We start from the raw sequence: 25,230 nt of genomic DNA on the forward strand, positions 1-25,230 counted from the left end.
GAATGCAGAAAAATGAATCCACGAAAGTTTTTATGAACTCCAATTCCTTTTTATTTCATCATCAAGTGCATTTGTTTTGCCCTGCTCCCTGAGTTCCACAACAACCTTTTTAGCATCATCGTAATTACTGTATCCCGCATTCTTGAGTGCTCTGGCAACATCAGCAGGACTGCTTCCCATGTTTATACTGATCGTACTTGCAATTTGCCAAGGTTGATTTTTTAATTGAGGACTCTGTGCTGGTCCGCTATAGACTTGTTGTGCGGCATTCACCACTCGCTGAGAAAGGTCTGCCACATTTTGTTTTGTGGCAGAGTTAATTCCATTCCTCTTGAGAATATTGACTGCTTCTTCAGAGCGAGATGCACTTGCCAGTTTTCTTGCAATTTCGAGAGTGTTTCCTTTGTTGTTCAGAAGGGTTTGCATTTGATTTTGTATAGTGGAATCGAGCCCCTGAAGATGTGAATCAACACTATTTCCTCCTTGTTGACCACCAAAAAGCATTCCTTGTCTACTCATTCTATTATACTGTTCATTGGTATGAATATTTGGTAAGTCTTTCAACATGGCAGAAAGGTCTGCGAATGCGGCGCCGTCTTTTTTACCACCGGTTGAATTTCCTATTGGTATCCATGGCAAATAGGCAGGGGTTTGCATAATAAATTTTCCAACACCTTCTACTCCTTGTTTTATTCCATCGACTGCAGGTTTTACAATAACAGCAGATTTTGAGGCAAGGTTTGCTGATTGCCACAACACAGCAAGAGTTAAAATATACCAAAAGAGCGCCTGAAAATCGTCGACGCCATTGATGAGCTTACTGGCTCCTATGATTTCGATTCCACCATTCGCCACTTGCATGTTTTCCATTTCTGCCGATTTTGCTACCATGATCATGATTGTCGCAAACACAACTGGAATTCCAATAATTGCTGGGATAAAGGCGCGGTGAACAAAGGCATTAAATCCGAGAATATTATTGTCGTCACTCCCTATATTTATGGGAATAATGTCTTTCATGACCCACACCAATACACCAATGGGCGAAAGCACAATATTCACCCAAAGAATAAGAACACGCTCGAGAACAACAAGAAAGAGAATAGTAAAAATAGCAATAATAACGAGCATCACGAGAAAAGAAAACACCGCCTGAAGGGTGAGATCTGCCCAGTCTATCTGCTTTCCATCTGTCATGGGGAGAGATTGCACTTGGAGAATGGAGTATGCAAAAACGCTTGCAAACGTTTTGTGGGAAAATTGCTTCCACTCCTTTTTCCACTCAAAAGTCATGGTTACTAAATCGGTGCGATAAATAATCTGATCCTTTCCTTCCCCATTATCCCAGCCTCCTTTTGCGTTTCCTGTTATTTTTCCGTTGTGAATATCCATTTTAACGAGAGATACCGGACAAGTGGGGCTTGGATTTTTTTCTGTCTGTTTACTTGCTTCTAAGGGGCTTATACAGTTTTTAATGGCAGTGTTTATTCCAACAGATTGTGGAATAGAAAAGACAACATCGGTTGCTATACTTGCCGCATCAAGTATTATTTTGGCGCCAAACCAAGTAAAGTTAACCGCCACTACTGCAATAACAAGCTTCGGCAAGACCTTTCCGATTTGAAGAGAGGTCTCTCCTCCTCCAATACCGCCACCCGCTGTTGCTACCACCATAAACGCCATAACAATAAGGACAACGATAAACATGTCGTTTACCATATTCCGAACAATTTGCCATACATAATTAAGCAGAACACCAATGTCTTGTGTCTCTTTCACTTGTTCCGTCACAGGTCGTGATGCATCGACTACTCCTCCTTTTCCAATAATAAATTCGTTATCCATAAAAATACCGATCATGGCGGTCTCAATGCCAATCACCGGAACGAGAAGCCCTGTTATAAATCCTGCCCCTTCACTGAATTTTTTTTTCAAATCCGAATAGTCACTTTCTGCCGCATGTGTTTGCGGAGCCCATGTTCCAGAAAAAATGGAAATACTCGGACCAAATGCCCCCAGTAAAAATGTAAAGCACAGCAGTCCCACGCCTATTTTTTTTTGAGCACGCCTCCAAAAACTTTCTGTCATCTGTTTTACTATTTTTTTGTTTGACATATTCCTTGTATTGTAGCGAAAAACCTTGTTTTCAGCAAGGTGCGCTCTGCGGAATCTTGTTTCTGTTGAGAAGTCGAAATCTTACGAGAAGAACATCATCCCAAAAAAGAGAATTCCTCCCGTAATTCCTGCTATCACCCCTCCTTTTTTGGTACTAAAAAGTTCTTGATTCCTTTGTCTTTTTTGTATTGGTTTTTGATTAGGCGCGCGAGGTAGTGGCGCATTTTGAGGTTGATTTTTTTTCTGCTCAGTGTGTGGTGATGCTTCTTCTTTTTCTCCTCCACTTCCGAGTCGCTGAGAAATGGACGATATTTTTGAAGATGACGGAAGAGAAACGGGCATAGGAGCATTGTACGAAGAGTATCTTTCGGAAAGATAGAGGTTGTGAACAAGCGGAGGAATGCCGTGTTCTATTTTCTGCAGAACTCCGAAGGCATTTATAGCCTGTGCCATAGTGGCACTTTTTATAAAAGTCGCATTTCGCATGATTTCGGTTTTTTGGATGGCATTCCCGAGTTCAAATGCTTTCCATTTTTCATCATTGAGAGAAATTTTTATGGCGGCAACAATCGCCTTTTCCTGGTGAATTTTGCTCTTCGTATCTACTCCAAAGGGTTGTATTTTTGAGTCGGCATCTCCAAGTATTCTTGATGCTCGCTCCTCCCAAAGGTCTTTTGCTATTTTTAATGTTTCTGTTTTTTGCGCAGAAGAAATGCTTTCGGGGCTTTCTTCTGTCATAACAGCACAGAAAAAAGGAACAATCTCTCTTTGTCGCGGGTCAGATGAACCAGAGAGAGATGTATTTGTGTTAGTGTATTCTGCTCTCCAGTGAGAAACATTTTGGCGAAATTCGTCTCGAAGATTCATTTCTGACATTTGGAAAAAACTATACTAAAGGGGTTTGGGGGTTGTTAAGCTGTGGATTTACTGTTGTTTTTGCCAGTATTCTTACGCTTCTCTTTTCTAGGTCTCGTGAGACGAGTGACATTTCATGTATACGATCGTTGGGGATGTTATTGTAGTATATCCACTGAAGAGCATTTATCATGTCGCTCATAGAAATAGGGGCGCTTTCTTTGTATTTTTCATCGTATCTTTGTCCGAGAGGGGAAGAAGCCGACCCACTTGCGACTCGGTTTTTTGCACCATCTCCACGAAAGATTCCCGAAAAAACCTCTAAGAACTCCTCTATTCCTACCTCATTGAGCTTATCGTCAGGAGTTCTTGTTTGCTGATTACCATTCTGTTTTTGCGATTCCTGCTTATTGTGTTGTTTTTTTGTTCTCGTTAGTGCTTGACGAAAAGCTCCGCTTCCCCGTTCTCCAAAATCAATGCACGAGAAAAAATCTTCATATTTCCCATAGAGATTCCAGTATTTCTGCTCTTCTGATCCACTCAGTGATTGAAGCTTGTTGAAGACCATGTTTTCGGGGTGCAACGCACTATCGATTGTTTTTTTCTGCAACATTGTTACACCACCATGACTTATGCCAAGCCCCGCCATAGCGTAGGCAAGACTCGTGGAGTTCGGTTTTCGAATAAAAACAAGGATATTCATCAAAAACATCATTATTCCACTCATGGTAGCTATTCCTGCGGGGAGTCCTTCAAAACTAGTGAGCTGTTTTGCAAAATTTCCGGCATTTGAATAGTCGAAATCTTCTTTATTTGCCATCTTTCCGTTTGCTCCAAGTATCATTTTTCCTTGAGGGAGTATTTGAAACCCCGAGCCTTCCATGAGGTTTTTTTTGTATTGTTCTGGTATTTTTTTGAAATCTGTTTCGAGTTTTTTTTGAGCATCAATCGCCAATTCATAAAGTGCAATATGGAGGAGTTCGTTTTGAAATTTCGACATGCCTTTTGCGGAAAGTCCTGTTTCTTCTTCTCCTGCCGTCGCCTGTTCTCTGCCCTTTGTGGCATCGGCCTTTCCTATTTCTCGAGCTATTTTTTCGAGATTTTTTGGTGAGAATCGAATATTTTCGCCTTCCGCTGTAATATCTGCGATGAGTTGTTGTATTTCTAATACACGATCAGGAGTTTCTACTTTTCCCGTGCGGAGGTATTCCATGAGCGGTGCAAGGCGCGTATCAACTTCCCCCCCTCTTACCAAAAGGTTGGTCTTCATAGCATCTACCTGCCCCCTTGCCACGCTTGGGAGACTGAACTCGTTGTGAGATCCTTCTATTTTTTCTGTCGCATTCTCCAGAGTAAAATTTTTTCCGAGAGGAATATTTTTGAGATACGCCTCTACTTGTGGAGCCTCTATCATCCCCGAGGTGAGAAGTTTTGAGAGGAGAAGAGTACTAAAGGCAAGAAGGTGTCCTCCGTATGCCTCCCTTTCGCTTTCTGTCATCTTTTTTTCTTCACGTTGTCGCAAAAGCATTCCTATGGGTGATTTTTCAGTGCTCCCCGAAATGCCAAGAAATACTTTTATTTTTTCGGCATCTTGTGGAAGAATCGTGTTCTGAAGGGCAAGCATATCCATCGTTGCCATATCATTTGGCAGTGATATTCCTTTTTGTTGGACAATTTTTTGAAAATTTCCTCGAGAAAGCGCACCAGCAATGGTGAGTTTTTGTTCCATTTGTCCCAAGATGGGGGCGGACGAAGAAATTTCGGAAAGAGAATTTATCCAAGAAGAATAGGTCTTTTCTGACATATTTGGAATGTCTTTTGCCAGCGCATTAAGATCGGAGTAGCGCTGTATAATGAGTGCATCTTGTGAAGAAGGGGAAGCACTCAGAAGGTCTGCTATCTCTTTTCGTGTTTGCATAATAGGATGTACCAATGCTTTTTGAAAGAGTTTTCCTTCAATGGTTTCCTTTTTTTCCACTCCTGTGGTGGGGATTCCAGCTAGGAGTCTTTGACAAATATCGGCTTCATTAAGTGGTAATAGGGTAAGTGTTGCGATGTCTTCTGTGTAACTCTCTCCTTTTTTTTCCCATTTTGCGCTTTCAATGGTTTCCTTTAATGCCGACAGGCGACTTGAAGCAGAGGATTCTACTATTTTAGTTGTTTCTGATGATTCCATATTACAACCGTAAAAGACGGGAAATTTTATCTGTCAGTTCTTCCGTCTTGTTTTCTGATTCTGGAATATGTGCGCTGAGAAGCATTCGTACTTCTACGGGATTCTGATCTTCAAGCTCACATTCTATATTTCGAAGAAAACCGGCCTTGAGATTAATATGAAGACGCTTTACGTGTATTTCAGGGTGGTATAAGATCCAGAATGTCTGGATATTTTGATACGCACAAAAAACATCTCCTATTTTTATACCACTGGTGGTAAGAGCAATCTCAATGCGCCTCGGTTTTTGTTTGTAGTTGATGTAGTAAAGTCCTGAGATAAGAAGAACGATAAAGGCAAATGGAAGGTTTCCTGTAAAGATTCCAAAAATAACAAGCATTATTGCGACTATTGCTCCCCGAAGTGCCCAAGCGTCTCCTCTTTCTACTTCCCTGAATTCTGGTGCACTCCAGCTCATAATGGCGCGACCATAGTCTTTGCCTGCTGTATTTTTGAAAGTCGCATTTTGCATTTTTTTGTTTTTTATTCCCCATATTCTTCCATATTTTTCATTTTTTTTCAAGACAGAGAGGTTGTTCTTTTTGCGTTATGGTCGTACCATTTTGTACGAATTTCTTTTTTCTCGCCTATGTTTACTTGGAAACTTACTCCGAGACCATATTCTGATGAGGAGGCGAAAGAACTCCTCACTCCGCTTATGAGTCCAGAAACAACAGAGTGGCATTACCGAAAACACCACTCGGGATACGTTGTGGCCCTGAACACGATTGAAAAAGAACTGCAAAATGTCACTCGTGATGGCTCCAATGGAAATTACTCTGGATTTGGGGAACTCAAGCGACGCCAACCGTTTAATCATGCAGGGACAATTCTTCATGATGTTTATTGGATGAATGTCGGTGGAAATGGCGATGTGAGCAAGGCGCCTCAGCTTTTTCAAAAAATAGAAGAAGAGTTTGGATCATTTGAGGCTTGGAAAGAAGACATGATCGCCACCGGGATGGCGGCAAAACTTGGTGGATGGGCAGTGCTGACGCTTGATACACTTATTTCTGGTCGACTCCTTAATATTCTTGTTGATGAGCATCAGAATGGTGCTTTATGGGGCGGAATTCCCATTGTTGCGCTCGACATGTTTGAGCATGCGTATTATCACCAAGATGGGCCCGCTCGTCCGGCGTTTATCAATCACTTTTTTGAAAGTCTTCATTGGGAAAGAATTGAGGCGTTGTACACACAACACTCCTCTTCTGTGCATTAACAAGAGAATTTTTTCGCTAAATAATGAGATGGGCGTAGCAATTTTCTGTGTCCATCTTTTTATGTGATTCATTGTTGGAGAAATTATATTTTCGGTAATTCTGGAATATTTTCAATATGTGCTACAGACGTTATGTTCTGCACTTTTTCAATAGTGTTCATAATAGGAAAAATATCCTGAAAATCCTGAATCTCTAAGGAGAAGAAAATTGTGGCAAACGCCTTTGATCGCTCTTGAAAGACAAAATTGTTCACATTGGCACCAAACTTGACAAAAACAGAGAGAATGTCGTGTAAAATACCAATACGGTCTCCTGTTCTTGTGATTTTGAGAAATACCACCTCCTTCTTTTCTTCTCCTGAAAATCGAGCTTCAATGATACGACTGTTTTCGAGGTGAGTGAGAATTTTGCAATCAATTCTGTGTATCGTAATGTGTTTTCCTCTAGTAATAAAACCAAGAATCGCATCTCCCATTTTTGGATGACAACAGGAGGCAATTTTTGTGGGGATATCTGTTCTTCCAGAAATAAGAATTTTTCCTTTTTCTTCTGTTATTTTTGGAGAAGAAGATTTAGAAGAACCTCCCTCTCGTTTTTTCCATTCCTGAAAAATTTCCCTCGCAACGGTTTCGGGAGAAAGTGTTCCCGCGCCAATATGATGGAGAATTTCTTCTCGTTGTTTTCGGGGGAGATTTTTTCCGCGAAAATGCTGAAGGAGAGAAAAATGTGGATCAAGTTCGCGGTGCCCTAAGCGAGTGAGCTGGTGATTGAGCAGTGTACGCCCCTCCTTAAGAAGTGCATCTGGATCTTTTTCTCGAAAGAAACTCCGCAAACGATTTTTTGCCTTGCTGGTAACACACATAGAAAGCCAGCTCTGACTGGGAACAGTGTCTCGACGAGTAGAAACTTCAATAATATCTCCACTTTTGAGTGGATGATCGAGTGGCACTACTTTTCCGTTTACTTTTGCCATGCGTAGGGAAAGCCCAATTTCCGAATGAATAGAGAAGGCAAAATCAATAGGCGTTGCCTGTTCAGGAAAATCGAGAACATCGCCTTTTGGGGTCACCACAAAAATTCGTTTTGCAGGAAGATCATCTCTGTGAACTTCTTTTGCATCTCTTATTTTTTTCTCTGAAAAATGCCCTGTCTCAAAAAGGCTCTCAAGCCAATCAACCGCCTTTTTTTTCTGCCACTTCTTTTTTCCTTCTTTATAATACCAGTGCGCCGCTACACCAAATTCTGCTTCCCGATTCATTTCTTCGGTACGAATTTGAATTTCAACGGGGAATGTTTTTCGAGAGGCGTCGGAAAGTCCCATAACTGTTGTATGAAGACTTCGGTATCCATTTGGTTTGGGAACAGCAATATAGTCCTTAAAGAGATTTGGCAATGGAATAAAGTGTTCATGAATCACTCCAAGTGCCGCATAACATTCTGAGAGATTTGATACTATAATACGAATGGCAAAAACATCATGAATCTCATGAATTGAGTCTGCAGATTTCCGTTTCATTTTTTGGGAAATGCTGTAGAGATGTTTCACTCGACCAAATGTTTCTGAGGAAATCCCTTGTTTTTCGAGAAGTTGTTGTATTTTTTTTGATGCATTACGAATGATGCGATCTCGATAGTGTTCATGTTGGATCATTTGCTGACTCGATTTATTGTGCTCTTTTGGAGAGAGATAGAAAAATGAGAGATCTTCTAAGGGCGCTTTCATGGCGTATATTCCAAGACGGCTTGCAATGGGAGCATAAATAAGGAGTGTTTCGCGTGAAAATGCCTGCTGTTCTTCTGGTAAATTCCACTCGAGATTTCGCATTTCATAAAGACGCTCCGAAAGTTTTAAAAGAATAACACGAGCATCCTGTGCCATTGTGAGAATCATATTTCGGAGGAGTTCTGGATTATTCAGGCTTGTTTTTGTGGAGGAAGAAGCAATATGGGATGATCTTTCGAGAAGCATGGTGGCAGAAGGTCCAAATGTTTTTTGAAAAAAAATTTGTTGTTCTGGAAAATCAGAAAATACGCCATGAAGAAGACCCGAAATAATAAGCGATTCCTCTGCTTGCATTATAGAAAGGCTTCGAGCAACTTCTATTGCCCGGTCTTTATATCGATGTGGAGAAATTCGATTTTGTTTTTGTGAAAACTCCTTAAGAATTGTATACGCTTTCTGTATCTGCTCTTCGGATGCTTTTGATTTTGTTTCGCGAACCCGATGCAAAATCTCTTCAAAAGCAGACATTTTTTCAGGAAACTTTTATACTTCTTGAGTGTGGCATATTTCTCTCCTTTTGACATTCTCTTTTCTTTTCTCGCTATCTATGAGAAAATGTGCTGAAATTTTTTTGGATTTTTTCTTCTCTCATGTCAAACGATAATAACGGTGATAACGGCACGCCAACTCCTTTTGATCGATTTACTCCAGAGGCGCAGCAAGTGCTCCGCCTCGCAGAAACGGAATCAAAATCTGGACGATCATCCTCCATTGGTACTCAACACCTTCTCATTGGAATTCTCCGTGTAAATAAGACGATCGCCTTTTCTCTTCTCAATCGAGCAGGAATTAATGTCTCTGCTGTTACAGCGCTTCTTTCGGAAGTTTCAGAATCTGGAGAAGGGGGAGGACTTTCACGAGAACTGAAGAAAGTTTTGGAGGGCGCTATTAAAATGTCATTCCAGTTTCGTCACCAATTTGTTGGTGTAGAACACCTTCTTTTTTCTCTCCTCGAGCACGATCAAGCGGCAGGAACGCAAATCATTCGAAAAATGCAGGTAAACACTTCAGAAATTCGCCGTCAGCTCGAGGAGATTTTTACGCAAATTTCAGAAGGAAGCCGAAATGGAAAACCACCCGAAAATATGCTTCACGCACTCGAAAATCTTTTAAGCGGTTTACAAGGGGCTATTGCCGGAATGCGTCCGGGGGAAGATTTTTCCGATGCGTATCAGCACAAAAAAAAGAAAGAGGAGGAAGAGTCAGAAACGCCAGCGCTCGACTTTTTTTCCACTGATCTTTCGGAAGAAACTCGGGCAGGAAAAATTGATCCCGTTATTGGACGCGATGAAGAAATTGAGCGAATGGTGACCATTCTCAATCGAAAAACAAAAAATAACCCCGTTCTCATTGGAGAACCCGGTGTCGGAAAAACTGCCATTGTAGAGGGCTTGGTTCAGCGAATTGAGCGTGGTGCTGTCCCCGATTCCTTGCTTGGAAAACGTGTTCTCGCACTTGATATGGGAAGCTTGGTCGCAGGGACAAAGTATCGTGGAGAGTTTGAAGAGCGACTCAAGGAAGTCATTGAAGAGCTCATAGAATTTGAAGGAGATGTTCTTCTTTTTATCGACGAACTTCACACAGTTGTTGGTGCTGGCTCTGCAGAAGGATCGCTCGATGCGGCAAATATTTTAAAACCAGCTCTGTCACGAGCGCGTATTCAAGTTATTGGTGCGACGACATTTGATGAATACCGAAAACATGTCGAAAAGGATAAGGCGCTTGAGCGCCGTTTTCAGCCAATCACTGTAGAGGAGCCAAATATAGAAGATGCCATTACTATTCTTCGTGGCATTAAAAAGGAATATGAAACTTTTCATCATGTTCGCATTTCCGATGCGGCAATTTTGGAGGCGGTAAATCTCTCAAAGCGCTATATCGCTGACCGATTTCTTCCCGATAAGGCAATTGACCTTCTCGATGAGACGTGTGCCAAAAAAGGTGGACGGAGCCAAGGACATTCAGAAGAGATTAAAAAAATCGAAGAACGTATTGGCAAAATTGTGAAGAAAAAAGAAGAGGCAGTAAAAAGCCAAAACTACGAAAAGGCACTCGAATGGAAAAAACAGGAAGAAAAACAGCGGGAACTCATCACTGAAATCCGTTCTGCAAAAAAACCAAAAACTCCTCCCATTCCCATCACCGAGTTTGATATTGCCGCTACGGTTGGAAGAATAACCGGAATTGCCGTAGCACGTCTTGTAAAAAGTGATCGAGAAAAACTCCTCTTGCTTGAAGAGGGGTTAACGAAAAAAGTAGTAGGACAACGCGAGGCAATTGCAGAAATCGCACGAGCGATTCGAAGGAGTCGTGCTGGTATTTCTGATACACGTCGTCCAGTAGGAGGATTTCTCTTTCTGGGACCAACAGGTGTTGGGAAAACCGAACTTGTCCGAGTACTTGCAGAAGAGCTTTTTGGAAGTCGGGAGCATCTCATTAAAATTGATATGAGTGAATTCATGGAGCGGCACAATGTCTCTCGCCTTGTGGGTGCTACAGCGGGCTATGTAGGGCACGAAGAAGGAGGGCAACTTACAGAAGCAGTTCGCCGAAAGCCATTTTCCATTGTGCTTTTTGACGAAATTGAAAAAGCACATAGTGATTTTCAGAACATTCTCCTTCAGATTCTCGAAGACGGAGAACTCACCGATGCCAAGGGACGAAAAGTAGATTTTCGAAATACCGTTATTATTATGACTTCCAACTTAGGAGCAGAAGCCCTTACAGAAGAGGCTACTAAGATTGGATTTTCCGCGAAAGGAGATTCTCTCAAAAAAGCAGAGGAAGATTTTGAAGACAAGAAAGGATTTGTACTTGATGAATTGCGTCGTCATTTTCGACCAGAATTTTTGGGACGAATTGATAGTGTTGTTGTGTTTCGTCCGCTTTCGGCAGAATCGCTAAAATCCATTGTTGCCATGCGTCTTTCAGAACTTGGTGGCCGACTTCTTGCAAAAGAAATGCAATTCGAATATTCCCCAGAAGTCGTTGATCTTCTTGCAGAAAAGAGCTTTGATCAAAAGTCTGGAGCACGAAAAATTCGGAAGGTGCTTTCGGAGCTCGTGGAAGACAGTATTGCTGAGGAAATTCTTCGGGTGAAAGACACCAAAAATGCCACAGTGTGTCTTTCTGTGGAAAACAACACATTACTTGTTGCTATTCTTCCTGCAAAACCTGAACCAAAAAAGAAGGGTTCTAAGAAAAACGGAAAAATGGCAATGGTATAGTTACTCCTTTGCAGGGATGAGTTGCGATTTGTCCCTACAGATTTTGTACTGTTCGCCTTAGAAAATCCGTAAATCCTTCATCACCAAATGCTTTTGTGGTAATGAAGAGATCCTTATCTCCGCGTCCGGAAACATTGATGACAAGTATTTGGTCTGATTGCATTTCTTTTGCTCGCCGCACACCTTCTGCAACCGCATGTGCCGATTCGAGTGCTGGGATGATTCCTTCGTGTTTGACGAGCATTTTCCATCCCTCCAGAGCTTCCTCATCTGTTGCGACAACATATTCCGTTCGTCCCTCATCTCGAAGCCACGCATGAATGGGGGAAACGCCAGAGTAATCGAGTCCTGCACAAATAGAGTGTGTATTTCGCATTTGTCCATCTTCATTTTGGAGAAAATAGGACTTCATTCCTTCTGAAACTCCGGCGGAACCACCAAATTTTCCAGAGACAAAGCGTGCTGCATGATCTTTTCCCTCGATTCCAAGTCCTCCTGCTTCTACTCCAATAAGTTGAACATCCATATCATCCAGAAAATCAAAAAATGCGCCCATGGCGTTACTTCCCCCACCAACACACGCTACAACAGCATCAGGAAGCACTCTTCCGGTTTGCTTTTGAAGTTGCATACGAACTTCTTCGGAAATAATCTTTTGAAAATAGGTATTCATTTTGGGATACGGATGCGGTCCGCAAACGGTTCCCAAAAGATAAAGTGTGTCGTATGGATTAGTGACAAGATCGCGCAACGCTTCGTTGATAGCATCTCGCAAGACTTGTCCGCCGTTTTCTACGGGAATAACTGTGGCACCGAGTTTCTCCATCCAAAACACGTTTGGTCGTTGTCGTGCTACGTCTTTTGCTCCCATATAAATCACGCACTCAAGCCCCAATTTGGCGCACATGGTTGCCGTGGCAAGTCCGTGCTGTCCGGCACCGGTTTCTGCAATGACTCTCATTTTTCCCATCCGCTTTGCGAGGAGTCCTTGCCCAAGGCAGTGATTCATTTTGTGTGCTCCCGTGTGTACTAAACCTTCGTTTTTCAAAAATATTTTTGCTCCGCCAAGTATTTTTGTGAGATTTTCTGCAAAATAAAGTGGTGTTGGTCTTCCGGCATAATTTTGCTGAATATCGAGGAAATCTTTCCGAAAAGACTCATCTGTAATAGCCTTTTCAAAGGCATCCGAAAGTTCGAGCATAATGGGTATGAGCATTTCAGAGACATACTGTCCACCATAGGAGCCAAAATGACCATTGGAAGTAAGAATGCTTTTACGAAAGGACATGTCAGAAAAAAACCAAAATAAAGTATGCCTGCTTTTCAAAAAAACTCAAAATGGCATACTAAAAAACGAATTTTGAAAAATAATGTCTTTAAAAAATACTCCAGAAGGAGCATTGAGGGGGAGTGAACTTCGAGAAGATTCATCAGAAATACACAAAATTTTGAAAGGAATATTAGAGAAAATTCGAGCAGTACTCCATTTTGTTACCGATCGAATTGATGAAATGCAGTTTTCCCTTTCGACTTATGGAGTTCACAAAATCTCTTCCTCACGAGAGGATGATAAAAAAGATGATGATGATGTTTCATAAAATTCTATGCGCTTTGCTCTTCTTACACCTGGTACGATAAAACATTCTTTTTTTGCTGAAGCACAAAAAGAATATCTCTCACGGATTCAGAAATTTTGTACATTTGATATTCGAGAAATTTCGGAAGAAAAGTTGACGAAAAATACTTCTGAAGAAGTGACAAAAAAGCGTGAAGCGGAACGTCTTCTTTCTACTTTTCCCAATCGGTCTACGGTTATTGCGCTTGATGAACGTGGAAAGGAGTTTTCTGCGCAAGAATTTTCTCATTTTTTAGACAAACTCCTTCTCGACGGAAAAGATGCCTTCTTTTGCATGGGTGGCGCAAATGGACTCGACGCCTCGATTCTCGAGAAAGCGAATACGGTAATAAGTTTTGGGAAAATGACACTCACTCAAGATTTGGCACGCATTGTATTTTTGGAAACAATGTTTCGCGGATTTTCTATTCTGAAAAATTTACCGTTTCATCGGTAATCCCTTGCACCAAAAACAAAGGAATTTTCGCTAGAATCCATTTTATTAAAGAAGGCTGGAGAGATCTACGGGAGGAGCTCCGAAATTTCCTTTTTAAACTCTTCCACGTCTTTAAATTTTCGATAGACGCTCGCAAAGCGAATGTAGGCAATATGATCTATTTTTTTGAGAACATTCATTACTGCTTCGCCAATTTCAGAGCTTTGCACTTCATTTTGTCCTGCCCAATTTTCCGAAAGCTCATTCACCATTTCTCGAATTTGATCTCGAGAAATCGGACGTTTTCCACATGCCACTCGAATACTTTTTTCTAGCTTCTCTGCGGAAAACGCTTCTGTTTCGCCATCCCGTTTTTTTATTATGAGATTTCCGGTAATCACTCGTTCGAGTGTCGAGAAGCGAAACTCGCATTTCTCGCATTCCCGTCGTCGTCGAATAGAGCGCCCTTCTCGTTCGGGACGTGAGTCGATGACTTTTGTTTCCGAATGGTGGCACCGTGGACACTGCATGATGAGCGAAAATCCCTTGTACTCTAGGGGGAATCTCTCAAAAAGAAAAGCACCTTCTTTCTTGTGAATAGTCCTGCTCAAAATCCAAAAAGCCGAGATATAGCAATTTTTACGATGCTAATCCGACAATCATGCGGAATATTTTGAGTCTGCGAATATTTTTAAAGCTCTCTTCTTTTTGTGCTTCTTCTCGTAAACTTTCATCAAGAATGGTTGCCAGCTCAAGCTCTCTGAGTGCCAAATCTCTATTTTTTAAAAGATTAAGGGCACATGCCTTGTTGTAGTGCGCAAATGCATCTCGCTCGTTATACGAAAGTGCTTCGTCGTACGCTCGTACTGCTCCCCAATAATCTTCGAGCGCAAAGAGCGCATTTCCTTTGTTAATAAGTGCAGGGAGATGTGCAGGGCTTGTGGCGAGTATTTTATTGTATGCGGTAATGGCTTCTCGGTACTTTCCAAGCTCAAAAAGCGCAAGACCTTTGTTGTAGAGTGCCTCGAGATCATTTATATTTTCTTTAAGATAGGCATCAAAATCCATAATAGCTTTTTGAACATTTCCCGTTTGGAGAAAAATAGTGCCACGCTGAAAGTATGCGGACGAATATGATGAATCCACTTCTACTGTTTTGGTAAACATTTCTCCTGCTTCTTTTGGTTTTTGGAGAATTACAAGACATATTCCCGCCTTATACCATGCCACAGCATTTTTTGGATTCTGCTCTGTACTCTTTCGAAAACACTTTTCTGCTTCTGCAGGATTTCCAAATTGTTCCAAAAGAATCTCTCCTTTTTGGAGGTGCGCTTCTTCTAGGTTTTCATCAAGAGAAAGCGCATGTTCAAAGCAAAGTATTGCCTTTTGAAAGTTTTTTTCGCGGAGGTGGGCATTTCCCTTTAAAAACGAGAGTCGTGCAGAACGAGGCACCTTTCTCATCGCTTTTTCTATTGTCTTTAGAAGCGAGGAACCTTCTTTGAGTGCATTTTGACACTCTGCAATTTGAAGGAAAATATTAGGGCTTTTGGGGAGTGATTCATAGAGCAAAAGTGCTTCCTTCCAGTTTTCGAGAAGAAAAAGAACTCCTGCTAAATTCTGCTTGGCATCATGATTATTAGAAGAAATTTTTCGGAATACTTCTTCTGCTTCCGTGAGATGATTGAGCGCAACAAGCGCATTTCCCATAAAGATTCTCGGATTCTCCTCTTCTGAATTTTTTGAGAGGAATACAGAGAAAAGACGTTCGACCGTTTTCCAGTCGCAAAGTTTTACGGCAAGTACTCCGCCAAAAAAAAGAAATCGTTGTTCTTCTGAATGTTTTTGAAGAATAGTGTTTGCAATGTGCTGTGCCTCTTTGTACTTTTGAAGACGAAAAAGTGAGATTCCCAACCCAAAAAGACATTCCACAGATTTTGGATAGAGCGAGAGTGCTTTTTGAAAAATATCATGCGCATCTTTGCTACAACCCTGTTCTAAAAGAGTGATTCCCAAATTTTGTAAGACCGATATGTCTTGTGGAGCAATTTGTTGTGCTTTTTTGAGAAAAGAGATGGCCTTCTCTCTTTTATTTTCGCGGAGAAAAAGAGTTCCTTGGGCAAAGAATGGAACATGTTTTCCGAGTCCGAGTTGCGCCGCTTTTTGGAAATATTGGAGTGATTTTTTTGTTTTTCCAGTTTCTGCCAATGCATTTCCTGCATTCAAGATGGTGTCTCCAAAACAGGGATCTTCCTGAAGAATTTCTTCATATACAGAAAGTGCAGAAGCATATTCTCCAAGCTCTACAAGCGTATCTGCGGATCGTTTTTGCGATTGCAATATTCCAAGAGTGTCGCGTTGCTCTGGGAGTGCTGATCGTGAATGCGCTTTTCCAAAAAAACGTTCTGGAAGAGCAAGAAGAATGCCGGCAATAAGTGCAGGAATGCAAAAAAGGAGAAGCATTTCTGTTTCTGGTTGACAGGTTCCGTTCTCCGTTCCACAAAATGCAGGAAGATGGTTGCTAAAGAGTGCCTGAAACAAGGATCCCAAGAGGAGTAGCGATTCAACAACAAGAATTCCAAGAGAAAAGAGTGATGCGGCACGCTTAGGACTTTGGATTCTCTTGCGTTTTCGGATTCGTGCAAATGGTGAAAGGCGTTTCGGAATGTCAAAATTCCAGACAAAATCTGCCCTCTTCGGTAAAAAAGAGTCTTCATCTGGTGTGATGAAAAAATTTGGTAAGAAAATTTGTTTTTCGGTGTTTTTTGTTGATGTGTTTTTTTCGGACAACGACAGTAAAAATATCTTTGTATTCTACAGAAAACTACTCCCTTTGGGCAATAAAAGCAGGTTGCGAAAACAAAAAAGAGTGGTGGAAAAAAAACTGCGCTTTTTCTTGTCAAAAGGAGAAGAAATAGGTTTTTCTAAGGGTGGGTATTTTTGTAAAATATGCTTCTTCTTCTCTGCGGTGGAACGATCGACAAAACTTATATTCCTCAGCTGGAAAAATATATGTCAGACAAAACCCATTTTTCCGAGATGATTGCTCGAGCAAACCTTTTCGATATTTCTCTTACAGTCCATTCACTCTTTGCGAAAGATTCCCTAGAAATGAATGATGAAGATCGGGAACAAGTAGTAGAGGCATGTGCCAAAACGAGTGAAGAAGAAATTCTCGTTGCTCACGGAACCGATACCATGGTAGAAACCGCTACAGTTGTGGCAAGGCACCTTGAGCAACACGGAATAAAAAAACGAGTAGTATTTTTTGGTGCTATGATTCCCTATGAAAATTCTCGAAGCGATGCCCTCTTTAACCTTGGAACAGCCATCATGGCAGTACAAATTGTGGAAACAGGAGTGTTTGTTGCTATGAATGGACAGCTTTTTCCTTGGAATTTTGTACGAAAAAACAGGGAAAAAGGGGTGTTTGAGAAACTCACAACATCTTGACAATGGGGTGATATAGAATATAAAGTAGAAAGCCTTTTTTATGAAAAAAATGCTGACTCTAATGTCAGAAAATGATGGTGTTGACATAGAAAAAGATGGTAGGGATAGGGGGATGTATATAGATCAAGAGCAGGTGGGACTGCTCTTTCATGCCGTTTGTCTTGAGGCAATTGCAAAAATTCATGATTGGCTAACAAATGTTTTTTCTAATGAATTTCCGTTAGAATATGTCAAAGTTCAGCAAAGAAGTTTTATTGCTTATTTTGATGAACACTGTTCCAAGAAAAAACCAAAGAGTTTTTCGGGTTTAGAGATTCTCTTGAAATCATTGGTATTCTATTCGCTTGATAGTATAACATTGGGTTTTAGAAAATACCTTGAAGACACCAGTATAACACAGCAAGAGATGCTTCGTTTGACAAAAATTAACCCATTACAGCAAATAAATGGTGAGGTTTCCAGAAAATTTTGCGCGTTGTTGCTATCCAAAGATTTTCCAGTACAAGGGTCTGATGGGGCTTTTACTATAAAAGAATTAAATGATGCGTACATGGAAATGCAGAGTAGTGAAGAGGTGGACCCTGATTCTCGAATAAGAGAAGCCGTTATCTCTACATTGCGCACTATTTTGGAATCCGAATCATGAAAGCACTTACACCAAATGCAGCCCTAGGGTTCCCCACAAATCCTTTTTTAGGAGGAACTCTCCGGTCGTTCAAAGGAAGGACTCAAGCTAGAGGTGCAAAAAATATTCTTAATTTTACGAGAAGTGGTGATTCTGGCGTCATTCGAACTGCAACTACTCAGGATGCAGAAAGAGTGATAGAGCTTATCAAGAAAATTCAGCTTGGTAAAATAGGTCTCATAAAGGATATTGCTACAGGTGAAAACAGGATTGAGTCTGGGGGGTTTTCAAATCACGGAGGGTTTTTTGATAAAAATTTTCCAAAACAAGCGCAAAATGCAATTACAGATGAGGAAAATATACCCATTCTTGCAGAAGTATTGGGGACGAGAAAAAATGAACTCGTGGGATTTATGTGGGCAAATACAAAAAAAAAATTCCCGCTAGGAAGTGCCATTGAAAAAATACCAGAAGACGCCACCGCCGATAAAAAATCGTACATCATAGCGGCTCTTCAGGATAATTTTCGATCGAACATTGTAACCATAGAGGCTATTGCTATTGCCAAAAAATTTCAAAGACATGGTTACGGGAGGCTTCTTTATCTGGCAATGTTGCAGGAACTTCAGGAAAGAGGTTTTACAATAGCCACCCTTGAAATATATAATATTTTTTCTTTTATTCGAGGGGAAATTGAAGAAAGGTGTCAGCTTCCAAATTCAGCCAGTATAGGACTTCATGAAAGCTTTGGGGCAATGAGGATAGGATCGGTAGGGGTTTTTGCAAAGGAGCTTTCCAGTGGGGGCATATGTGAAATCACTTCCAAGCTTTATGCACTTGATATTGAAGAAGGCATTGAAAGAATTAAAGGCTCCCTAGGAAAAGATTCCCCTTTTCTCCTCTACCCTAGAGTCGTTTAGAGCCCCATTTGTTGAGAGCCTTTTCATCAGAAACAAAAGACTGCCTAAAATGGCAAACATGCTTACCGCTGTGTAAAAATTTATTTTTAAGAACATAATGTCTAAAAGGATTGTAATTATTACTGTCACTAATACTTGCAAAAAATTTGTTTGAATTGGATTTTTGATTTTTTGAGCAGAAAATAAAAATAGTACATGTGGCATTCCTGTAAAAATAATGGCAAAAGCAAAACCCAAGATATAATGCCAAGGGTTTTTATTATCTAAATTAATAAAGGGGAGGAGCAGGAGGCAAAAAATAGAACAATAAACTACTGTGAAAAAGTGAAAAAGCAAGTGTCTACTAAGAACATTTTCACGGTGTCTATATTTATTTACGAGAAAGCTGTAAACAAAAAAAGCTCCTGTCGCAAGAAGAAGCAATATTCTCCCCAATGTATCTGAACTACCTTGAAAACACAGTAGAAGGTACCCAAAAAAAATGAATATTATCAGCATTATATTTATAAGGTTTTTAGAATGGGCACCCAGAAGAAGAACAGTAAAAAAACCATAAAGGGCAATGTTAATATTGTAGTCTGAGGGAGAAATGCTTTTTAGGGAGAAATAGCTTAGGAGTGCAACTAAAAAAAGACTCAGGGAGATAAAGAATATTCTTTTATCCCAAAAAGATAGACTCTTCTGCAATATAAATTTTTGAAAAAAGAGTTTTTGAAATAGAAAAATAATTCCTAAAAACGAAGTAACGGAAAAAAATCTCAGAATGGTTAATTCCTCTGGGGTAAACCAATTTTTCTTTATCATCAAAGCGGCGAATACAGGGTCGAGTCCCCACAGAAGGGAAATGATAATAAAAAACAACCAATATGATTTTTCTGACTGCCGAATGCTGATAATCCTCATCCCTGGTGCCCTTCGTATGGAGTGCACAAGAATATTTCTTTCTTCAGGAGAAAGGCGTAAGACACTCTTTATCTCTAAGATATCTTTCCATTTTTTCGTGTAATGAACACTGAGCTGTTTAACCCGATCCCCTATCATATCAAAAAAGGAGCTGAGATCGTCTTTTTCCACCAAACAGATTAGTTTTTCTTCATTCTTTTCGTCTTCTTTTGTGTTCTTTCTTTTTTTTCTCGGAAATATTCTGCTTACCACCTCTTCTGGGAAGATATATACCTCTCCTATTTTTTTGAGAAGATCAGAGAAGGAATCAATTTCCAAATCTTTACAAGAGATAAGAATCGCCTTTTCATTTACCTCTTCAACAAATCCAAGATTATTTTTATCAAATTCTTTCTGAAGAAGCTTTTTCCCCAGCACCTCTTTCTCTGTTTGATTTTTTTCTCGAAGTGCTTTTTTTATAATTTCCATGCTCACAGCATTGTCCACAAAAAGAATCCATTCGTGTGAAAAAGTCGATTTTTCCGAAAGTGTAAAATGAATATGTCCCCCGTCTTCTGCCTGTGTCTGGAGAGTAACTGGTTTTTTTCCGACAAAAACCGAATCGAGAAAAAGTGCTTTTTCTCCTAAAAATGCAAACGCTGCATCGAGATAGGTTGATTTTTTGGGAAGCGAAAGAGTTTTTCCTTCAGGACCATATACCACAATAAATCCCTCGAGTAGATCCGAATGAAGGCCATTCCAAAATTCTAGACTTTTTTCCTTATTCAAAATGAGAAGTTGGCTGAGCTTCTCTATCCACGGTAAGACATGCGTTTGTTCTTTTTGTTCCTCAAAACAAAATGTTGTGATACCTTTTTTGGAATATTTCAACATTTCTGGGGTCATAATACGCACAAGCACCTCTCCTCCTTCTGGAAGGAGAATAGTGGTGTGAAGTGCTTGATATTCGTTTATCTTTGGCGTGCTGATGAAATCTTCAAAACTATTTTTTTTGCTCTGCCAAGTGCCGTGTAAAAATGAAAGAGCATGATAGCAGGATTCCCCGTCTTTTGTGATGCAGGCGATACTAACCGGAGATGATGAAAAATATTCCTCCTGAAAAGAAATGTCCCAAGGAGAGAATGTGAGTTGAAGATTTTCTCCTCGATATTCCCACATTTTTTGAAAAGATTGAGCTATTTCTTCTGTTTTTTCTTTCTTGTTCCGAATCTTCCCCCTAATATCTTCATATTCTTTTTCTGATATTATATAGCGAAGCGCTTCTTGCTCTAAGCTCTGTTTAATATCCAAAAGGCAAAGCCACTCACATATTCGTGCGTATACCTCAAGCGTCTCCTGGGCAATTCGCATTCTTTTTTGAGGATTGGGAAAAGCATCAAGTGTTTTGATATTATCGAGTCGATCTGCAATTTTAATAATCGCAATACGAAGATCTTGTTGAAGAGCAAAGAGCCATTTTCGCAGTGTTTCTATTTTTTCATCCAAATCAGTCCTTTCGCTGAAGTGATTTTTTTCAAACTTTGTTAGTCCATCCACCAACTTGGCAACTTCTTCTCCAAATTCCTTTCGAATAGCATCCAAAGAAAGCGCGGTATCTTCCACGGTATCATGCAAAAGGGCGACGATAAGAGTCGTTTCATCTGCTCCCATTTCTAGAAGACTGATGGCAACTGCAACGGGATGAGTAATGTAGTCCTCCCCTGTTTTTCGTTTTTGTCCGAAGTGTGCCTTTTCTGCAAGAAGATATGCCTTTTCTATTTTTAAAATATCGTTTTTCTTCTCATTTTTTTCTTCAAGCGCCTTCCGAAGCGGAGCAAAAAACATAGTTGTTCTTAATAAACATGCTTAAAATATGGTTTATAGACCTAAAAAATGAAGCATACTTGCTTATTTTTCTTTTTTCCCTTCACAACAACATGCGCTTTTTTTGCAGAAAAGAGCATCAATACTCCATCTTCCTCCCCCAAGGAAGATAAGAAGAAAAAATGAAAACGAGTAGAGTGCAGCGACCTCCCCCTTGTTCATTACAGGCCAAAACCCGCTGGAGGCATGCACCATGAAATAGGCAACTGCCATGAATCCCGAAAGGATGAAGGCGGTGCTTCGGGTGAAAAGCCCAACCATCAACAGTATTCCACCAACAAGTTCCAGCATTCCTGCTGTCCACATGAGAGTAAGAGGTTCGGGTTGCATTCTTGATCCCAAAAGCCCAAATATTTTTTGAAATCCGTGTTCAATAAACAAAAACCCAAGAATGAAGCGATATACTGAAAGTACATAGGGTTTTCCGATCTTGAGCACACGAAAAAGTTCACCATGTATGTGATTCATAGAAAAAAATATAGAAATCTTACATCTCTATGGTACCAGTTTTTAAAAAAATCAAAACTTTTTTCTTAGCATAATTTGCGTCGACATCTGCGAAGGCTCTTTGAATGTGCAGGCACTATTCTTAAGTTTTGAGAATTTTTCTCAAAAACAGAATATCGAAAAAAAAATGTTAAAAAAGTAGCAGGGGGGAATTTCTTAAGCATTACCCGAACCTTCTATTGGAGTTTTTAATTTTTCTTATTCTCCTCAGTTGGTAGCCCGTAGGAGAATCGAACTCCTGTTACCAGGATGAGAACCTGGCGTCCTAACCACTAGACGAACGGGCCATTTTCACGAAAAAAGCACGGCTGACTTTACTCTGATGAAAGTCATCTTTCGTGCTGAGGGATTTTACCCTTCTGTGGCTCCTTTTGGCAAGAATTTTTGTGATGAATTTGTTCACTCCTTCTCTCTGTGATATGGTTTCTCGTAGTTTTTTTAAATACAGATGATTTCATTCTCATTTTCCCAGACGCAAAATGGTGAAACGCCCGTTTTTGTTCCACTTTTTCTTGAGGATCTCGATCCAAAACGCCGAAAAGTATTCCGTTCGCTAACTCGTGCACAAAAGCGCGCGCTTCGCTCGGTACTTCTCAGGGGTTTTTTTCCAAAAGCTGGTGTACATCCCATATTTTCTGGTGATGCACCGGTATATCTTTTCCTTTTGGGGAATCGGAAAGAATCTGAGCGACGAGAGATTTTTGAGGCAGGACAAACAGTTTTTTCTTCTGCAACTGGATTTGAACTCGAAAAAATTATTGTGGTACCTGGAAGTTTGAACGAAAAAGAATTTTCCGCTTTTCAGGAAGGAGTGCTATTGGGGAGTTATGAATTTCTCGATTTCAAAGGAAAAAAGAAAGGGGGAGAAGAGAAAAAAGAAGAAAAAAAACTGACCAAAGTGGTTTTTTCCGCTCGTGAAAATAAGAAGATTTCCCAGTATGTTCGGGTTGTTGCGGAGGGGGTTCGGCTCACAAAAAATATCATCAATACTCCGCCTTCAGTGGCAAATCCCGATTTTATGGAAGAGGAGGTGCAAAAAATAGCAAAAGGAATTCAAAATGTTCGTGTCTCTGTGCTTTCCCGAAAAAAATTAGAAGAACTGGGTTGTGGAGGTATTGTGAACGTTGGTCGAGGAAGTCGCTTTGCTCCACGCCTTCTTGTGCTTGAGTATTCTGGAGGGGCAAAAAAAGAACAACCTATTGCGCTCGTGGGAAAAGGGGTTACGTTCGATACCGGAGGAAACAATATCAAAGGACGCTATATGCGTTGGATGAAACAAGATCTCGGCGGAGCGGCAACAGTGCTTGGTGCCTTTTTCGCAATTGCTTCTCTTGAGCTCAAAAAGAATGTACTCGCCGTGCTTCCAGTGGTGGAGAATACAGTGAGTCGAGATGCGTACCTGCCGGATGATGTACTTCACATGTATAATGGTATGACGGTAGAGGTCGACAATACCGACGCAGAAGGGCGTCTTATTCTTGCTGACGCGCTTGCATACGCAGAAGAGAAATATAAACCGCGTGCTATAGTCGATCTTGCCACGCTTACCGGAGCTTGTGTGTATGCTGTGGGAACCGATTTTACTGCTGCACTCACAAATGACAAAAAACTCTTCGATGCACTCAAGAAATCCGCGGAAAATACTGATGAGCCGATGTGGGAACTTCCTTTGCATCAGCGATACAAAAAAGCACTCAAGTCGGAAATTGCCGATATTGTAAACTGTAGTGATGGACTGAAACCCGGAACCATTGAGGGTGGACTCTTTTTGCAGCATTTCGTATCCGAAAAAACACCATGGTGTCATCTTGATATTGCTTCTGTTGCATTTGATGAGAAAAAAGGGCTTGCCACAGGGCGAAATGTCCGTCTTCTCGTTGATTTTGTAAAACAGTTCTAACTTTGCTCAGAAATGGCGTTTGATCCGTTTATTTCCCCGGGAAGCGATCCATTTAGAGGGTGTCGAATCTCAAAGTCCCAAAAAAAGAAGAATTTTTTTTTGGGACTTTTTGTTGTGAGCGGAATAATCGCCACTCTTTTTCTTTTCTTTGATGCAACTCCTTTTTCTGTTCGATTTGACCATGAGTTTTCTCGTTCGCAATTCGAAGCCGAACGTGTTTTGCGACAAGAATATTTTGTGCATTTTCGCGAGATGATGTGGCTTTTGGTAAACGCCCCAAATACAGGAGAGGCCATGCGAGAGCGAGATCTTTTGCGAGAATCGAGCATGCAGGTGACAGCATTTTTAAAACAAGGATTTGCTAATTTCTCCTTTGATCATTTTTCTGTGGAAGAAACCCAAAGAATTCATGATTTTTTTGAAATCTTGTTGCAGATCGATGCAATAAGACATCATCACGCTCTAAAAATGATAGAGTGTGTCCAAATGACACTTCTTCAAATGGAAACAGCAGAGGAGTTTTGCCAAGAGGAAGAGCATCGATACAGAGAAATTACCTCCGGTTATCGTGAACGTTTTCCAAAATCATTCCCCGATCTTCTTGTGGGTGAGAATGCATTTCTCACGCTTTTTTTGAGGTCATAATTATATGGCAGCAGTAATGATGCGGTTGTCTTCTCGGTGGTTTCCATTTATTTCAGCGTTTGGTACGACACCTTTAAAAAATTGTTCAGATCCAGGATTGGTTGGCATTGCCGAAATAGAAGAAAATCCTTCTTTTTTGAGGCGTTCAAGAGCAAAAGACAAAAGCATTCGCCCATATCCTCTTCCTTGAAAATCAGGGTGAACAATATACGCAATATCAACCTCCTTATTTTCGTTATCTATAGGGTACGCCTCGCAACACCCAATGGTATTACCATCAATGTCTTTCAGAAGGAACCACAATCCTTTTTCCTTTTTATGAGAAAGGTATTCCTCAAGGGAATATTTACTTTGTGTATTTCCAAACCTTTTGGAGAGTGCCACCCTTCCTCCTTCCGAGAGAAGAAGATTTTTTAAGAAGTTCTCCATGGATGGAAGATCTTTTTCGCAAACTACTGTCGCCTCTTGAGAAGCTTTTTCTATTGTCTCGGGAAATACTCCCTTGAGAATATCGTCTATTGCTTCGAGAGAAACAATAGCTCTTTCTACTATGGAATGATGAGGAGCGAGCCAAAAACGCAAGAGGGCATCTTGAAAATCTTGCGTATTTTTATAACAACGCTCCATTAGTTTTTCTGTACAATCATTGTAGAAATCTATTATTTTTTGTGTGCGTTCACGAAAAAGCTTTATCGCCTCTTCTGATAATTTCATGTTGGGAATCAGAGAGAGAAGTTGCTCTCTGTAGGTCCCCTGAAGTTGTACAAGTTGTTCAAGGTTAGTGATTTTGAAATGATCCATTTCTCGGTAAGCTCTTTGAAAAGAAAGGAGCTCTTTAAGAGAAATTTGAGGAAGTGACGGTTTTCGAATTTGTTCGCGAGATTCTTCTTTTTCCATAATATTTAAAAAATGTACCCCTTTATACAAAAGAAGCTTTTCAAAAGCAAA

The 25,230-nt window shown here is 40.6% G+C and carries 20 protein-coding genes and 1 tRNA gene; 9 read left to right on the plus strand and 12 right to left on the minus strand.

The features are described from left to right. Positions 1 to 30: 30 nt before the first annotated feature. The 4 genes from IPN35_05535 to IPN35_05550 form a co-directional block, all read right to left on the minus strand. Complete coding sequence (locus tag IPN35_05535; protein ID QQS59017.1) at positions 31 to 2,115, minus strand: hypothetical protein; 2,085 nt, start codon at positions 2,113 to 2,115, stop codon at positions 31 to 33. A gap of 81 nt (positions 2,116 to 2,196) precedes the next feature. After that, positions 2,197 to 2,991 carry a hypothetical protein gene (locus IPN35_05540; protein ID QQS59018.1) on the minus strand — a complete coding sequence of 265 codons (795 nt, stop codon included), beginning with the start codon at positions 2,989 to 2,991 and terminating at the stop codon, positions 2,197 to 2,199. A 10-nt stretch (positions 2,992 to 3,001) separates the two neighbouring features. Then, a complete protein-coding gene (locus tag IPN35_05545; protein ID QQS59019.1) occupies positions 3,002 to 5,146 on the minus strand; it encodes a hypothetical protein in 2,145 nt (714 codons plus the stop codon). A gap of 1 nt (position 5,147) precedes the next feature. Further along, complete coding sequence (locus IPN35_05550) at positions 5,148 to 5,708, minus strand: hypothetical protein (GenBank protein ID QQS59020.1); 561 nt, start codon at positions 5,706 to 5,708, stop codon at positions 5,148 to 5,150. A gap of 66 nt (positions 5,709 to 5,774) precedes the next feature. Here IPN35_05550 and IPN35_05555 point away from each other — a divergent pair, with 66 nt between their 5' ends. Further along, positions 5,775 to 6,407, plus strand: a complete 633-nt coding sequence (locus IPN35_05555; protein QQS59021.1) for a superoxide dismutase — start codon at positions 5,775 to 5,777, stop codon at positions 6,405 to 6,407. 83 nt (positions 6,408 to 6,490) lie between these two features. Here the strand turns inward: IPN35_05555 and IPN35_05560 are convergent, their stop codons facing one another. Beyond that, entirely contained in the window at positions 6,491 to 8,659 is a 2,169-nt protein-coding gene (locus tag IPN35_05560) for a bifunctional (p)ppGpp synthetase/guanosine-3',5'-bis(diphosphate) 3'-pyrophosphohydrolase (GenBank protein ID QQS59022.1), read from the minus strand. A gap of 122 nt (positions 8,660 to 8,781) precedes the next feature. Here IPN35_05560 and IPN35_05565 point away from each other — a divergent pair, with 122 nt between their 5' ends. Then, the gene (locus tag IPN35_05565) at positions 8,782 to 11,418 is read left to right on the plus strand and encodes an ATP-dependent Clp protease ATP-binding subunit (protein ID QQS59023.1); all 2,637 of its coding nucleotides are present in this window, start codon (positions 8,782 to 8,784) and stop codon (positions 11,416 to 11,418) included. 34 nt (positions 11,419 to 11,452) lie between these two features. Here IPN35_05565 and trpB read toward each other — a convergent pair whose 3' ends face one another. Further along, on the minus strand, positions 11,453 to 12,706 hold the full coding sequence (trpB, locus tag IPN35_05570) for a tryptophan synthase subunit beta (GenBank protein QQS59024.1): 1,254 nt from the start codon (positions 12,704 to 12,706) through the stop codon (positions 11,453 to 11,455). An 82-nt stretch (positions 12,707 to 12,788) separates the two neighbouring features. Here trpB and IPN35_05575 point away from each other — a divergent pair, with 82 nt between their 5' ends. Together IPN35_05575 and IPN35_05580 are read left to right on the plus strand one after the other, a co-directional pair. After that, positions 12,789 to 13,016, plus strand: coding sequence for a hypothetical protein (locus tag IPN35_05575; protein QQS59025.1), 228 nt, complete (start codon positions 12,789 to 12,791; stop codon positions 13,014 to 13,016). A gap of 6 nt (positions 13,017 to 13,022) precedes the next feature. Then, complete coding sequence (locus IPN35_05580) at positions 13,023 to 13,490, plus strand: 23S rRNA (pseudouridine(1915)-N(3))-methyltransferase RlmH (GenBank protein QQS59026.1); 468 nt, start codon at positions 13,023 to 13,025, stop codon at positions 13,488 to 13,490. Positions 13,491 to 13,555: 65 nt separating this feature from the next. Here IPN35_05580 and nrdR read toward each other — a convergent pair whose 3' ends face one another. Beyond that, positions 13,556 to 13,999 carry a transcriptional repressor NrdR gene (gene nrdR, locus IPN35_05585; protein ID QQS59027.1) on the minus strand — a complete coding sequence of 148 codons (444 nt, stop codon included), beginning with the start codon at positions 13,997 to 13,999 and terminating at the stop codon, positions 13,556 to 13,558. A 109-nt stretch (positions 14,000 to 14,108) separates the two neighbouring features. Further along, positions 14,109 to 16,256 (minus strand): tetratricopeptide repeat protein, encoded by a 2,148-nt coding sequence (locus IPN35_05590; GenBank protein QQS59028.1) that lies wholly within the window; start codon positions 16,254 to 16,256, stop codon positions 14,109 to 14,111. Between the two features lie 159 nt (positions 16,257 to 16,415). Between IPN35_05590 and IPN35_05595 the strand changes: the two genes are divergently transcribed. Genes IPN35_05595 through IPN35_05605 form a run of 3 tightly spaced genes read left to right on the plus strand, consistent with a single transcriptional unit; the run spans position 16,416 to position 18,464 of the window. After that, on the plus strand, positions 16,416 to 16,919 hold the full coding sequence (locus IPN35_05595) for an asparaginase (GenBank protein ID QQS59029.1): 504 nt from the start codon (positions 16,416 to 16,418) through the stop codon (positions 16,917 to 16,919). Positions 16,920 to 16,959: 40 nt separating this feature from the next. Beyond that, the gene (locus IPN35_05600) at positions 16,960 to 17,565 is read left to right on the plus strand and encodes a hypothetical protein (protein ID QQS59030.1); all 606 of its coding nucleotides are present in this window, start codon (positions 16,960 to 16,962) and stop codon (positions 17,563 to 17,565) included. Continuing rightward, positions 17,562 to 18,464: a GNAT family N-acetyltransferase gene (locus IPN35_05605; protein ID QQS59031.1), complete on the plus strand. Its 903-nt coding sequence runs from the start codon at positions 17,562 to 17,564 to the stop codon at positions 18,462 to 18,464. The genes IPN35_05600 and IPN35_05605 overlap by 4 nt, the downstream gene beginning before the upstream one ends. Here the strand turns inward: IPN35_05605 and IPN35_05610 are convergent. The 3 genes from IPN35_05610 to IPN35_05620 form a co-directional block, all read right to left on the minus strand. Next, entirely contained in the window at positions 18,420 to 21,191 is a 2,772-nt protein-coding gene (locus IPN35_05610) for an HD domain-containing protein (GenBank protein ID QQS59032.1), read from the minus strand. The genes IPN35_05605 and IPN35_05610 overlap by 45 nt on opposite strands. 63 nt (positions 21,192 to 21,254) lie before the next feature. Continuing rightward, the gene (locus IPN35_05615; protein QQS59033.1) at positions 21,255 to 21,698 is read right to left on the minus strand and encodes a DoxX family protein; all 444 of its coding nucleotides are present in this window, start codon (positions 21,696 to 21,698) and stop codon (positions 21,255 to 21,257) included. Between the two features lie 251 nt (positions 21,699 to 21,949). Further along, positions 21,950 to 22,024 (minus strand) — tRNA-Glu (locus IPN35_05620). A 161-nt stretch (positions 22,025 to 22,185) separates the two neighbouring features. Here IPN35_05620 and IPN35_05625 point away from each other — a divergent pair. Both IPN35_05625 and IPN35_05630 read left to right on the plus strand, forming a co-directional pair. Next, positions 22,186 to 23,637 (plus strand): leucyl aminopeptidase family protein, encoded by a 1,452-nt coding sequence (locus tag IPN35_05625; protein QQS59034.1) that lies wholly within the window; start codon positions 22,186 to 22,188, stop codon positions 23,635 to 23,637. A gap of 114 nt (positions 23,638 to 23,751) precedes the next feature. After that, positions 23,752 to 24,282, plus strand: coding sequence for a hypothetical protein (locus tag IPN35_05630; GenBank protein QQS59035.1), 531 nt, complete (start codon positions 23,752 to 23,754; stop codon positions 24,280 to 24,282). Here the strand turns inward: IPN35_05630 and IPN35_05635 are convergent, their stop codons facing one another. Beyond that, positions 24,283 to 25,179 (minus strand): GNAT family N-acetyltransferase, encoded by an 897-nt coding sequence (locus IPN35_05635; protein ID QQS59036.1) that lies wholly within the window; start codon positions 25,177 to 25,179, stop codon positions 24,283 to 24,285. Positions 25,180 to 25,230 lie beyond the last annotated feature (51 nt).

The sequence above is a fragment of the Candidatus Peregrinibacteria bacterium genome (genome assembly GCA_016699755.1).
In the GTDB taxonomy this organism is placed as follows: domain Bacteria; phylum Patescibacteriota; class Gracilibacteria; order CAIRYL01.